The sequence below is a fragment of the Rhodococcus sp. 15-725-2-2b genome (assembly GCF_002259075.1).
Taxonomy (GTDB): domain Bacteria; phylum Actinomycetota; class Actinomycetes; order Mycobacteriales; family Mycobacteriaceae; genus Rhodococcoides.
In genome coordinates this window covers 390,662-403,922 of record NZ_NPFL01000017.1, presented here as the reverse complement: position 1 = coordinate 403,922, position 13,261 = coordinate 390,662, and the positions used below count along the sequence as shown (strand labels likewise).

Annotated in this window: 13 protein-coding genes; 4 read left to right on the top strand and 9 right to left on the bottom strand. The window is 66.2% G+C overall.

Annotation, left to right across the window (positions count from 1 at the left end):
• Positions 1-25: 25 nt before the first annotated feature.
• Together CH306_RS20010 and CH306_RS20005 are read left to right on the top strand one after the other, a co-directional pair.
• On the top strand, positions 26-1,666 hold the full coding sequence (locus CH306_RS20010) for an alpha-(1->6)-mannopyranosyltransferase A (RefSeq protein ID WP_094647691.1): 1,641 nt from the start codon (positions 26-28) through the stop codon (positions 1,664-1,666).
• Positions 1,667-1,676: 10 nt separating this feature from the next.
• The gene (locus tag CH306_RS20005) at positions 1,677-2,642 is read left to right on the top strand and encodes a phytoene/squalene synthase family protein (RefSeq protein ID WP_094647810.1); all 966 of its coding nucleotides are present in this window, start codon (positions 1,677-1,679) and stop codon (positions 2,640-2,642) included.
• Here CH306_RS20005 and CH306_RS20000 read toward each other — a convergent pair.
• Positions 2,639-3,010, bottom strand: coding sequence for an Rv2175c family DNA-binding protein (locus tag CH306_RS20000; RefSeq protein WP_094647690.1), 372 nt, complete (start codon positions 3,008-3,010; stop codon positions 2,639-2,641). The genes CH306_RS20005 and CH306_RS20000 overlap by 4 nt on opposite strands.
• 217 nt (positions 3,011-3,227) lie before the next feature.
• On the opposite strand from CH306_RS20000, the gene pknB reads away from it, so the two are divergent.
• A complete protein-coding gene (pknB, locus tag CH306_RS19995; protein WP_094647689.1) occupies positions 3,228-5,210 on the top strand; it encodes a Stk1 family PASTA domain-containing Ser/Thr kinase in 1,983 nt (660 codons plus the stop codon).
• On the opposite strand, the gene CH306_RS19990 is transcribed toward pknB, so the two are convergent.
• Positions 5,211-6,596, bottom strand: coding sequence for a class II 3-deoxy-7-phosphoheptulonate synthase (locus tag CH306_RS19990; RefSeq protein WP_032394396.1), 1,386 nt, complete (start codon positions 6,594-6,596; stop codon positions 5,211-5,213).
• 45 nt (positions 6,597-6,641) lie between these two features.
• On the bottom strand, positions 6,642-7,133 hold the full coding sequence (locus CH306_RS19985; RefSeq protein ID WP_032394707.1) for a polyadenylate-specific 3'-exoribonuclease AS: 492 nt from the start codon (positions 7,131-7,133) through the stop codon (positions 6,642-6,644).
• Positions 7,134-7,212: 79 nt separating this feature from the next.
• On the opposite strand from CH306_RS19985, the gene CH306_RS19980 reads away from it, so the two are divergent.
• Positions 7,213-8,505: a glycosyltransferase 87 family protein gene (locus tag CH306_RS19980; protein ID WP_094647687.1), complete on the top strand. Its 1,293-nt coding sequence runs from the start codon at positions 7,213-7,215 to the stop codon at positions 8,503-8,505.
• Between the two features lie 21 nt (positions 8,506-8,526).
• On the opposite strand, the gene CH306_RS19975 is transcribed toward CH306_RS19980, so the two are convergent.
• The 6 genes from CH306_RS19975 to CH306_RS19950 all read right to left on the bottom strand — a co-directional run bounded on the left by CH306_RS19975 (position 8,527) and on the right by CH306_RS19950 (position 13,213).
• Positions 8,527-9,255 (bottom strand): lysophospholipid acyltransferase family protein, encoded by a 729-nt coding sequence (locus tag CH306_RS19975; RefSeq protein ID WP_037192839.1) that lies wholly within the window; start codon positions 9,253-9,255, stop codon positions 8,527-8,529.
• A gap of 179 nt (positions 9,256-9,434) precedes the next feature.
• The gene (locus CH306_RS19970; RefSeq protein ID WP_094647685.1) at positions 9,435-10,409 is read right to left on the bottom strand and encodes an ROK family protein; all 975 of its coding nucleotides are present in this window, start codon (positions 10,407-10,409) and stop codon (positions 9,435-9,437) included.
• Positions 10,410-10,464: 55 nt separating this feature from the next.
• Entirely contained in the window at positions 10,465-10,938 is a 474-nt protein-coding gene (locus CH306_RS19965) for a hypothetical protein (protein WP_094647683.1), read from the bottom strand.
• 40 nt (positions 10,939-10,978) lie between these two features.
• Entirely contained in the window at positions 10,979-12,205 is a 1,227-nt protein-coding gene (locus CH306_RS19960; RefSeq protein WP_094631672.1) for an ArsA family ATPase, read from the bottom strand.
• A 29-nt stretch (positions 12,206-12,234) separates the two neighbouring features.
• A complete protein-coding gene (locus CH306_RS19955; RefSeq protein ID WP_032394401.1) occupies positions 12,235-12,669 on the bottom strand; it encodes an SRPBCC family protein in 435 nt (144 codons plus the stop codon).
• Positions 12,670-12,820: 151 nt separating this feature from the next.
• On the bottom strand, positions 12,821-13,213 hold the full coding sequence (locus tag CH306_RS19950) for a polyketide cyclase / dehydrase and lipid transport (RefSeq protein ID WP_082073966.1): 393 nt from the start codon (positions 13,211-13,213) through the stop codon (positions 12,821-12,823).
• Positions 13,214-13,261 lie beyond the last annotated feature (48 nt).

Here is a 13,261-nt window from a genome sequence, read left to right as displayed (position 1 = left end):
CGTTGCAGAGGAGGAGCAGGCGGCAATGTCTTCGATCTCGTCGCACTCCACCTCCGAGGATCGATCGTCGGGCGGCCCCCTTCCCTCGGATTCGCGACGACCGTCCAGACTGACCGCAACGGGCAACTTCCTTCGCAGTCCCGAGGGCAAGGCCGCGATACTCGGTGTGGTCGGCGCCGTGTGCATCGTGTTCGGCGGGTTCGGGGCCGGCAGTGTGCGCAGGCGCGATCCGTTGCTCGAGGAGATGCACCTGTCGTGGCTGCGATTCGGCCACGGATTCGTCCTGTCGACCATCATCGTCTGGGTCGGCGTACTGCTGATGATCACCGCCTGGGTTCGGCTCGGGCGTGCGACTCTGCACGGCCGCACCACGGTGGGTGAACTGCGCTGGATCGTCCCGGCATGGACCGCACCGCTACTGCTGTCGGTGCCGATGTTCAGCCGCGACGCGTACTCGTACCTGGCGCAGGGCGCTCTGCTCCGCGACGGATTCGATCCGTATGCCGTTGGCCCCGTTGCCAATCCGGGAGTTCTGCTCGACAACGTCAGCAATGTCTGGACCACCACCACTGCGCCGTACGGCCCGTTGTTCCTGCTGCTCGGCCGCGGAATCACCAGCCTGACCGGCGACAACGTGATCGCTGGAACCATGTTGCTGCGCCTGACGATGTTGCCGGGTCTGGCATTGATGATGTGGGCGGTTCCGCGGCTGGCGAAGCACCTCGGCGGCCGAGCGACCACCGCGGTGTGGCTCGCCGTCCTCAACCCTCTGGTCCTGATCCACCTGATCGGCGGGGTGCACAACGAGTTGCTCATGGTGGGCCTGATGACCGCGGGAATCGTGCTGACGCTCGAGCATCGACACGTGGGCGGCATCGCGCTGGTCGCCATCGCGGTGGCGATCAAGGCCACAGCAGGCCTCGCGCTGCCTTTCCTGGTGTGGATCTGGATGCTCCATCTGCGGGAGAAGGCACAGGCGGAGGGACGAAAGCCGATGTCGCCCGTCCTGGCGTTCGTCAAGACCGCCGGCATCGGAGCCTCCGTCTTCGTTGCCGTGTTCGCCGTGGCGTCGGTGATCGCCGGAGTCGGAATCGGTTGGCTGACCGCTCTTTCCGGATCGGCCAAGATCATCAACTGGCTCTCGCTGCCCACGATCCTGGCGCACCTGGTAACCGTCGGCACGTCGTGGTTCCTCGATCTCCGCCTCGGACCCGTTCTCGATGTGACTCGTCTGCTGTGCGCGATAGCGCTGGTGGTCGTTCTGGCGGTGGCCTGGTGGTTGGGCCGCAGATCCGAACGCGATGCGGTCAAGGGCATCCTGATCGCCCTGGTCGCCACCGTCGTGCTCTCCCCCGCAGCCCTGCCCTGGTACTACTCGTGGCCACTGGCGATCGCCGCAGGCTTCGCCCTCTCGCGCACGACCCTGATGATCCTGACGGGTCTGTCGACGTGGCTCATGCTCGTCTTCCAACCCGACGGATCGATCGGCCTGTACACCTTCGGACACGTCGCACTGGCGATCTTCGCCGCGGTCGTCGCAGCTCTGGCGCTGACACGCGTCGATCCGCTGCGTTTACGATCGGACCGATCCAGGGAACACCGTGCCGTGCCGAACGCGCCCAAGACCCCAGCAACGGAACCGACCGGAGACGAATCCACGTCATGAGGGCCGCATGATGAAAGAACTCGACGGTATCGATCCTGAACTGCACGCGGCGTACCGCATCTGCCGCGAACTCAACGCCCAACACGGCAAGACGTATTTCCTCGCCACTCGCCTGCTCCCCACCGACAAGCGCGCAGGCGTACACGCGCTGTACGGGTTCGCCCGGATGGTCGACGACATCGTCGACCTCGAAGGCACCGACATCGCCGTGGGATCGGACGAGCTCAACGCCCGTCGCATCGTCGAACTCGACGTGATCGAATCCAGGGTGCGCGACGCATTGGCGGGAAAACCCCTGTCCGACAGCGTGTCCGATCAGGTGTTGAGCGCGTTGTGCGACACCGTGGCGCGCTACGACATTCCGCACGACTACTTCTTCGCGTTCATGCACTCGATGCGTATGGACATTCCGGGGAGTCCGATGTTCGTCTCGCGCTACCGCACGATGGAGCAGTTGCGCGAGTACATGTACGGCTCCGCCGCCGTGATCGGACTGCAGATGTTGCCGATCCTGGGAACCGTCGTCGAGCGGTCCGTGGCCGAGCCCCCGGCCGCAGCCCTGGGCGAGGCGTTCCAGCTGACCAACTTCATCCGCGACATGGGTGAGGACCTCGATCGCGACCGCATCTACCTGCCCACCGACGAGCTCGCGGCGTTCGGCGTCGACGAAAAACTACTCCGGTGGTGCCGCACCACGGGCAGTGTCGACGCCAGGGTCACCCGCGCCCTCGCACACCTGATCGCCGTCACCCGCTCGATCTACCGCACGTCCGATGCAGGCATCGAGATGCTGGATCCGCGAGTGCGGCCGTCGATGCGCACGGCGTCGATTCTGTACGGCCGCATACTCGACGAGGTCGAGTCACAGGGCTACCGTGTGCTCTCCCAACGCGCGACGGTGCCGCAGTGGACCAGAGCGCGCATAGCGCTGCCGCAGTTCGCCGTCACCGGCTTCAAGCGCGCGACGGTTCGCTAGAAGGCCATGGCCTGTGCGCGCCTGATCACTTCGCGCATCAGGTCGCCGTGCAGAGCAGCGACGGGTGCACCCGGCAGGCTGTCGTCCTCGGTGAACAGCCACCGCAGGATTTCCTCGTCCTCGTAGCCGCCGTCGTGCAGCACGGCCAGGAGACCGGGCAGCCCCTTGACGATGGTGCCCTTGCTCGAATCGAGGAACTGTTCCGGCACGACGGGCACGCGTGAACGCTTCAGGGCGAGCAACTGGCGATCTCGGACGAGCTGTTCGACGCGGGTCTTGGGGACGTCGAGGATCTTCGCGACATCGGCGAACTGCAGCACGGACTCCGACGGATCGAGCACGTCGTCGGCATAGGGAATGGCACTCACGCAGGTAACGTTAACGGGTCCGGCATCGAGACTTCAAAAGCGTCACAGCCGGGTCGTTCCGCAGGCTCCACTCCTGTGCAGCCGACCCAGCCGGTCCGAGACACAAGCCACGATCGTCGGTCGGCATCCCCGGCACCGATACGATCGTCTTCAGTGTCCGGCGACCGAGCCGGAAGACGAGTGGACGACGAGGGGAGGTTCGGTGATACCGGGTTCGATGCTCGATCGTCGATACCGAATAGACGCACCGATCGCGCGCGGCGGTATGTCGACGGTCTACCGCGGACTCGACACCAGGCTCGACCGCCCAGTGGCGGTGAAGATCATGGACCCGAAGTTCGCCGAGGACCCCCAGTTCGTGCAGCGCTTCGAGTTCGAGGCACGGGCCGTGGCCAGGCTCAGCCACCCGGGCCTCGTTGCCGTCTACGACCATGGGCGCGACGGCGAACACGCCTTCCTCGTCATGGAACTCGTCGAGGGCGGAACTTTGCGTGAACTGCTGCGCGAGCGCGGTCCGATGCCCCCGCACGCTGCAGCGGCCGTCGTTCGCCCGGTCCTCGACGCACTCGCCGTCGCCCACCGAGCCGGCCTCGTGCACCGCGACATCAAACCCGAGAACATCCTGATCAGCGACGACGGCGACGTGAAGATCGCCGACTTCGGTCTCGTCCGGGCCATCGCTGCCTCCACCGTGACGTCGAGCAGTGTGATTCTGGGCACCGCCGCGTACCTGTCTCCCGAGCAGGTCACCACCGGCTCCGCGTCCGCGAGCAGCGACGTGTACGGCGTCGGTGTCGTGTTGTTCGAGCTTCTGACCGGACGCACACCGTTCACGGGCGACACCTCACTGTCCATCGCCTACCAGCGCATCGACAACGACGTACCGCGCCCCTCCACCCTCATCGCCGGCGTTCCCCCGCAGTTCGACGAGGTGGTCCAACGGGCCACCGTCCGCGACCCGGAGCACCGGTACCGCAATGCCGACGACATGGCCCGTGCCCTGCGCGCTGCCGCGTCGGCGCTCGCACTGCCCGAGTATCGCGTGCCCGCACCCAAACGCTCGGCCGAGCACCTGAGCTCGGCCGCGGCCGGAGCACCGACGACGGTGGCAGGCAACCGTCCGCCGTCGGCTCACACCCAGGTCGTGGACAATTCTCCGCCCCCGCCCCAGCAACACGGGGTGCAGCACACCCGGGTGGTCACCTCGCCCACGTCCCGAGGCGTCGATGACAGCCAGGAACCGTTCGACGGGCCGCCGCCAGGGCCACTCCCGACCGGCCGACGACACTACGAGTTCCCCGACTTCGACGCCGATCGCCAACGATCGCGCCGCGCGATCGTCATCTGGCTCCTCGTCGTCGCCCTGCTCGCCGTCTTGGTCGGCTTCGGCGGTTGGTGGATGGGCTCCGGGCGATACACAGCTGTCCCTATGGTGGACGGGCTCGACACCACCGGTGCGACCAGCGCCGTGGAGGCGGCCGGCCTCGAAGCCGCGGTGCGCGGAACCTACTCCGACTCGGTGGACACCGATCTTCTCATCGGCACCGACCCCACCGGCGGATCGCGAATTGCCAAGGGCGACACAGTGTTTCTCCTGGTGTCCTTGGGTAGCCCCACGGTTCCGTCCATCGACGCGGACGCATCCGTCGAAGACATGGAACAGCAATTGCGAGACCGGACCTTCACACCCGTCGACGGCGGCGAGGCCTTCAGTACCTCCGCACCGATCGGCGGAGTCGCGGCACTGGACCCACCTCCGGGCACGGTCCTGACCACCGGCAGCTCGGTCACGGTCCTACGCAGCAAAGGCGCGCCGCCGGTCGAGGTACCCGACGTACGTGGGCAGAGCGTGGACCAGGCCCGAACGACGCTGGAATCGGTCGGCATCACCGTCGGCGAGGTTCGAGAGGCCTTCGACGAGGACACCGACGGCGGAAAGGCGATCGGGACGACGCCGGAAGCCGGCGAGACGGTGAGATCCGGGTCGACCGCGGTACTCGAGGTGTCCAACGCGGTCACCGTGCCGTCGCTGCTCGGCCGGTCGGTGGGCTCGGCCCGGACCACCCTCGAAACGTTGGGCCTGCCCATCGACGTCCGTCAGGTGGTGGACACCGACGGATCTCTGGTCATCAGCCAGAGCCCCGGAGCCGGTTCTCGCGTGGAACCGGGCTCCGAGGTCAAGGTCGTCTCGCTGCCCTGATCAGTCGCGAAGCATCTCGGCGACGAGGAATGCCAGTTCGATGCTCTGCTGCGTGTTGAGCCTCGGGTCGCAGGCCGTCTCGTATCGACCGGCGAGGTCGAGATCCGAGATGTCCTGGGCACCGCCGAGGCACTCGGTGACGTTGTCGCCGGTCAGTTCGACGTGAATTCCGCCCGGATGCGTTCCGAGGCCGTTGTGGACCTCGAAGAACCCCTGCACCTCGTCGACGATGCGGTCGAAGTGCCGCGTCTTGTAGCCGGTCGACGCCTCGTGGGTGTTGCCGTGCATCGGGTCGCACTGCCAGATGACCTGGTGGCCGGTGGCCTGAACCTTCTCGATGATCGCGGGCAGGATGTCGCGCACCTTGCCGTTGCCCATGCGTGAGATCAGCGTCAGACGGCCCGGCTTGTTGGTGGGGTCGAGACGCTCGACGTACTCGACGGCCATCTCGGGCGTGGTCGTGGGCCCTATCTTGAGACCGATCGGGTTGGAGATCAGCTCGGCCAGCGCGATATGCGCCCCGTCGAGCTGGCGGGTGCGGTCGCCGATCCACAGGAAGTGCGCGGACAGGTCGTACAGCTTGGGGTGATCGTCGGTGTTGTCCAGGCGCAGCATCGCACGCTCGTAATCGAGAACGAGCGCTTCGTGGCTGGCGAAGATCTGCGCGGTGTGCAGATTGGGGTCCGAGACGCCGCAGGCATCCATGAACCGCAGTCCGCGGTCGATCTCCCCCGCGAGCGCCTCGTAGCGCGCACCGGCGGGCGACTGAGCGACGAACTCGCGGTTCCAGTCGTGCACCTTGTGCAGGTCGGCCATGCCGGCACCGGTGAGCGCACGGACCAGATTCATCGCCGCGCTCGCATTGGCGTACGCGCGCACCAGTCGCGACGGATCGTGGCCGCGGACGCTCTCGTCGGCGACGAGGGAGTTGATCATGTCGCCGCGGTAGGACTGCAGACCGAGAGCGTCGATGTTCGACGAACGCGGCTTGGCGTACTGCCCGGCGATACGGGCGACCTTGACCACCGGCATGCTCGCGCCGTAGGTGAGCACCACCGCCATCTGCAGCAGCGTGCGGATGTTGCCCTTGATGTGCGGCTCGGTGTTGTCGACGAACGTCTCGGCGCAGTCGCCTCCCTGGAGCAGGAACGCCTCACCGCGAGCGACGGCAGCGAGCTTGTCCGACAACGCCTCCACCTCACCGGCGACGGTGATCGGAGGAACGCTCTCGAGCACCTTGCGCATGTCGGCAGCATGCTCGGGATCCCACTGCGGCTGCTGCGCAGCCGGCTTGGCCAACGCATCGTCCAATCGAGAGCGCAGCGTCGGCGACAACGGCGGCAGGTCGGGCAAGCGATCGATGGGTACGTCGACAGTCCAGTTCACCGCTACAGGATATTCGCACCGCAGAAGCCGCAGGACAACGGGTGTTCACCCGCGGTAGGAGTGCTCCTCGATCGCCTGGAACTTCGCCAGATTGTGCCGCGCGTCGGCGAGGGCGTCATGAGCGTCGTCCGGCACCGACGGCAGCTCGGGACTGCCGCGATCCTCCCAGTGCTGGCGCAGCTCACGAGTGAACCGCGGCAGCGAACGCGGCAACTCGGTCATCGAGCCCCACAGCTGGCAGAGCGCCACATGGTCGTACGCCGCAACCCACGCCCACAGTTCGACCTCGGCACCGTAGTGCGGAACGAGAAATTCGAGCAGTTCGTCCCGGATTCGCGACCGGCTCATCCACAGCGGCGACGAGTACGGTGGCAACTTGGGAAGTACGTTGCGTCGAACCCAGCGGCCGGCGCGCTCGGGGTCGAACTCGGAGGACACCGCATAGAACTCGCGACCGTCCTCCGACACCACACCGATCGAGACCAACTCGATTGTGCGACCATCCTCGATGAACTCTGTGTCGTAGAAGTAGCGCACGCGGCTCACCCTAGCGCGTCCTGGACACGCCCCCCACGTACCGGTAGCCCCGATCCGAACAGCCCTGAAAGGGAACGTTGTGACCTCGCCCGACACCAACCGTCCGGTCGCCGAAGCACCGGAGCCCGCCGCGCCGACGCGACGCCGGTGGCCGAGTTGGGCGGTGGCGTCGAGCAGGGTCCTCGTGCTGATCGGTGCCGTCGTGGGCGTGCTGTTCCATCTCAACGGCTTCCCGGGTCTGCGTCCGATCGGTGAGCACTACCGACTGGATCTGGACGTGTATCGACTCGGCGGCCAGGTGTTCGCCGAGGGCGGGGATCTCTACGGTCAACTGCCTCCGATCGCGACCGGTACCACGTTGCCGTTCACCTATCCCCCGATCGCCGCGGCGATCTTCAGCCCGCTGTCGTCGGTGTCGCTGTACGCCGCCTCGATCGCGGTCACCGTGCTGTCCATGCTCTTGCTACTGGTGACGATCGTGGTCACTCTCACCTCGCTCGGGGTACGCCCTCGCGCACTGATGTGGTGGTCTGCCGGTGCCGCGTTCGCGGTGGCCGTGCTCGTACTGGAGCCGGTCACCTCGACGCTGAACTACGGGCAGATCAACATCGTGCTGATGGCGTTCGTTGCACTGGACTGCCTACCGAAGAAGACGCCGTGGCCCCGAGGTGTGCTGATCGGTCTCGTGGCCGCCGTCAAACTCACGCCCGCGGTGTTCGTACTGTTCTTCCTGTTGCGCAAGGACTTTCGAGCAGCGGTGGTGTCGGCACTGAGTTTTGCGGTCTTCACCGCGATCGGTTTCGCGCTCACGTGGTCCGACTCGGTGAGGTACTGGACCGAGACGATCGTCGATTCCGACCGAATCGGCGGCCCGGCCTACCCACCCAACCAGTCGATCACAGGAGTGCTCGCACGGCTCGGGTTGGACGAAGTTCCCCGATCGATCCTGTGGCTCGCGTTGTCGGTGGTGGTGCTCGCCATCGCGGCGGTGGCGATGCGGAAAGCTTTTGCCGCAGGCGAGACTGCGCTGGCGCTGACGATCAACGCCATGTTCGGTCTGCTGGTGTCGCCGGTCTCGTGGTCACATCACTGGGTGTGGGCCGTCCCGTTCACCGTTGTGCTCGCCGTTCTCGGTTATCGCCGCCGCAGTGCGCTGCTGGCGACCCTGGTGGCCGTCGGGGTGGCGTTGATGCTCTACCCGCCGCACTGGAAGCTCGGCGAGGGCCGATGGAGCGGCCTCGGCTGGCCGCTCGTGGATCAGTTCGCGGCCTCGGGCTACGTGTGGTGGGCTCTCGCGTCGATCGTCGCGCTTGCTGCGATCGGAAGGACCGACCGAACCGATACGAAGGCCGACACTCGTCCCGCGCTCTGACCGCGGAGCGAGCCGGCAGCTTCAGCTGGCCTTGGAATCCGGAATACGCTGCGCGGTCGGAGCCGACTCCGCCTCGGGTGCAGCCTTCTTCAGAGACGCGGCGTACACGTCCACGTACTCCTGACCGGAGAGCAACATCAGGTCGTACATCACCTCGTCGGTGACGGCACGCTCGACGAAACGGTTGCCGGCCATACCTTCGAAGCGAGAGAAGTCGATGGGCTTTCCGATTCGGATGGTGACCTTCGCCGGACGCCACACTCGCGAACCGATCGGGTTCATTTTCTCGGTACCGATCATCGCAACCGGGATCACCTGGACCCCGGTCTGCAGTGCCAGACGCGCCATCCCGGTCTTGCCCTTGTACAGCCGCGCGTCGGGCGACCGCGTGCCCTCGGGGTAGATACCCAGAACCTTGCCTGCTTCGATCACGCGCACACCTGCGTTGAGAGCGTCCTGTGCCGCGTCGGCTCCGGTGCGATCGATCGGCACCTGACCGACCGCGGTGAAGAACCACTTCTGGAACGCACCCTTGAGACCCGGTCCGGTGAAGTACTCGCTCTTGGCGAGGAAGGTGATGCGCCTGGGCGTCTTGAGTGGGAGATAGAAGGAATCGAGAACGGCCTTGTGGTTGCTGGCCAGAATGACCGGACCCTCCGTCGGGATGTTCTCCGCACCCTCGATCGTGGGCCGACCCAGGGCGATGAGAAGGGGGCCGACGAAAATGTACTTAACCAGCCAGTACCACATTGACATGCTCCCTGAAGATGGTCGGGAAATCGTTTGGTGCCGCCTCGCCCTGGAGCGAATCGACTGCGGCCGTGCATCCTCGAACCGTGCCGCGTAGTGAACTGTACCCACGGTTTATGACACCAGCCACATCATCTCCGAACCCGGGACAGAGGTCACAGGAAGCGGGCGAAGAACAGTCACCGAACCCCGGTGACGAACTGCGCACGGGCCAACTCCGCGGCCCCGATCATGCCCGCTGCCTCACCGAGTTGAGTACTGCAAATCCGCGCGAGAGGCCGATGCCCCGCACCGGTCACCAGCTCGGCGTACTTGTCGGTCGCGCGGGCCAGGAACTGACTCGACGACGTCGCCACTCCACCGGCCAACACGATCAGATCGGGGTCGTACACGTCGCTGACCATCGAGAGCCCGACGCCGAGCCATTGCGCGAAGTCTTCCATCGTGCGGCGGGCGATGGAGTCGCCCTCGTGCGCAGCGCCGGCGATGCGGCGGCCGGTCAGAGACCCCGGGTCGAGGAACACCTCGCGTGCCAGGGTTGTCGACGACGCCGGGTCCGCCGCCAGTAACTCGACTGCCGTGTCCACCAGAGCGGTGCCGCTGCAGTACCGCTCCCAGCAGCCGCGCTTGCCGCAGGGGCATGCCCGGCCGTCCGGCACGACCTGGATGTGACCGAGTTCCGGTGCCACCCCGTGGCTGCCCCGATAGATCCTGCCGTCGATCAGCAGCGCAGCACCGATGCCGGTACCGATGGCCACCATCACCACGTTGCGACCACCGGACGCGGCACCGAAGCGATACTCGGCCCAAGCCGCAGAATTGGCGTCGTGCTCGAGCAGGACCGGCAGACCGATGCGCATGCTCATCTCCGTCGCCACGGGGGTGTTCACCCACGGCAGATGCGGGGCGAAGAGAACCGTCGTGCGATCGGAGTCGATGAACCCGGCGACGGCGAGCCCAACGGCCGCGATGTCGTGTCGCCCGGCCAGTTCCTGCACGGCGCGGTCGAGACCGCGTTCGAGGGCGCGAGCAGTGTGCGGGGTAGGAGCGGCAGTCGAGTCGAGTACCTGACCGTCCTCGTCGACGACGGACGCGCGCAGGCTCGTCCCGCCCACGTCGATGCCGACCGTCAATCGCTGGTGGTGCCGCTTCATTCGTTCATGCCTTCCTCGGCCGTCCCCCACCCGGCCTGCACCCGAGTCGTACCGCTCACGGACGCTCCCGCTCGTCCGACTGCGAATTCTTCACTCGAACGGTAATGGGAACGAACGACGCGGGGCGGGCATCCTGCAGTTTCGTGTCGATCGACACGTCCGCGACCTCTGCCGGGTCCGAGGGGATGCCGGCACTGCCGGGTCCGGATTCGGCCGCGGCCTCGGGTGACGGCGACTCGGTGGGTGCCTGCGTCGCAGAATGTGGAGCCCCGGAGGTCGTGTGATCTGCGAGCAACCGACGCAACAGCGCGATCGCCACGGCGCTCTCGGAGGCCACGAGCTCGACCAGATCGTGGCGCTCACCGCGCACCAGGGCCGCGAGCGCGCAGACCGGGCACCAACTGCATCCCTGTTGGTCACGATCCTGCTGCGTCTCGGCGACCCGGCGCAGGATCGGCTCGAGTCGCGTCAGCACGGTGTCCGCCAGGGCCAGCAGGTCCGCCCCCAGCTCGGAATGGTCCGAGGTCATCGAATCACCCCGGCCGTCGGGGTCGTGGAGGTCGTCGAAGTCACAGTGGCCACACGTCGGGGTTCGGGCGAAAACGCACAACGAGGAACGGTCCTTCGAGTTCGGCGGAGTCGGCGATGCACCGACGCAGCACCGACGCCAATGTGATGCGCCGTCGCCTCCCGTCGGCACTGACTATCAAGTCGTCCTCCACTCGCCCCAAGCCCAAGGTCGTCGAATCCGCCACCGGCAGCAGCATTCTCATCGCGTACACGGATTCGAGTCCGGTACCCGACTCGAGCACCACCGAAGGCTGCTCACCCCAGCCCGGCGCGCGCCGTTCGAGGGAGTCCGGTTCGAGGCGATCGGCCACATCTTGCAAGGGCCCCAACCCTACCGGTTCACCGGGAGCGTGCTCCACCTCCACGATCGGTACCGTACCGACGCGTCGACGCAGCTCGGCGACCGCGTCGAGCTGCGTCGCCCGCCACCTCTCGAACCAGAACACCGCCGGGTGAGCGCCCACGAGACCGATCGACGACGCGGTGAGCTTCGGCAGGATTCTGTTGACCAGAACACGATCGATTCTGATGCCGAGCAGAGCAGCCGCCGACAGTGTTCTTTCCGCGTCGACGACCGACAGCTGTTCGGCGGTGACGACGACGGTCGCCCCGGTACGAGCGGAGTCGGTGATCAGGGACCGGACGGAGCCGACCTGAGCGAGGATTCGCTCGATCATCGCCACCACGAGGGTCAGACGTACATCGGAGCCGGTGCCCGAGACCATCCGAGCATGCAGGGGCCAGATCCGCTCGACGTACGCGGCGACGGTATCGGGCAGCTGCAGCGTCCGCAGGGCATCCGCGGATGCGGGAAGATCGACTATCACTGTGTCCCAGCGATTCTCGTCGGCGAGACGGACGATCTCGTGCATGCCGAGCAGCTCTTCGACTCCGGGAAGACCGAGCAGCTCCTCCGGTTCGATCGCCCCGAAACTCACCCCGTGCTCGTGTCCCGCGGACGCCACGGCCATCAGCGAGCCCAGCCCCCGGTACCGCGCTTCGAGCAACGCCAACGTATCGATCTCGACGATGTCGAGACCAGGAGCGATCGAACGAACACCGGACGAATCCTCGGCCTCTGCGTCCCCCGCGAATGCGTCGGCGAGCGAGTGCGCCTGGTCGACGGAGGCGATCAGCACCCGTTCACCGGCCTGAGCCAGTCGCAGACCCGACGCAGCCGCCAACGTCGTCTTACCCGCGCCACCTTTGCCGAGGAACAGCAACACCGTGGTGCGGGCTTCGGTGCGAGCGTCGGTCAGCCTTCGACCCGCTTCTTCAATTCCTTGAGCGCGGTGTCGGTGATGACCTTTTCTGCTTTGCGCTTGAACAGACCGATCATCGGAATGTTCAGATCGACGGTGAGCTCGTACGTCACGTCGGTGCCGCCGCCGGTCTCCTTCAACGTGTACGAGCCGTTCTGAGACTTCTGCATCTCACCGGACACGAGATTCCACGAGACCGAACTGCCGTCCGCCGCCCAGTCGTACTCGAGTTCGTAGGTGTCCTTGACCATTCCCGCATCGAGCACGAACTTGACGCGCTTACCACGGCCGTCCTCGTCGACCTCGAGGACCTCGACGGATTTCGCGGCCGACACCCACGTGGGGTACGCGTCGAAATCGGCGATGACGTCCATGACCCGACTCGGTGGGGCTTCGACGACGATCGACCTCTGGGTTTTCTCCGCCATGACTACTGGTCCGCTTCCTCTCGGGTACTTCGATCAGCTCGGGTACTTCGATCAGCTCGGTTCGCTTCGGTGCCGTCGAACTCGCGCAGGCCTATCTCACACGATCGATCCGCCGCCGCACAACGCGAACCGGCCGACCGTACCGCGCGGTTCATTCACGAGCCGAAGTCGACGCTACGTGGTGGGGTGCCTCACCTGCAGACCGACCGGCCTCGAGCTCTCGTTTGAGCTCGAACGTCATCGCGCGTCCGGCCACCCGACGGGCATGCTGGTGCGCCGCGACGTCGGTGCCTGCGGCAGGTTCGGCATGCAGGAAGTAATGCACGATCACACCGTCGAGCGCAGGCTCGAGCCACAGTTCCATCGTTCCGACCACACCACCACGCACCGCCCAGCGGATCCCCTTCTCGCCCCGGTCCTCGGTGATGGTCAGGTTCAGATCCGGCCACCATCGACGCCACCGAGCGGGCGATGCGAACGCATGCGCAACCCGCTCGCCCGAGGCGGCCACGAACGTCTGATCCGCAACTTGAATACTGCTCATCGACAGAGCTTCACACATCGGTTCCCCGGCCGTGCGCGTCCCCTCTTC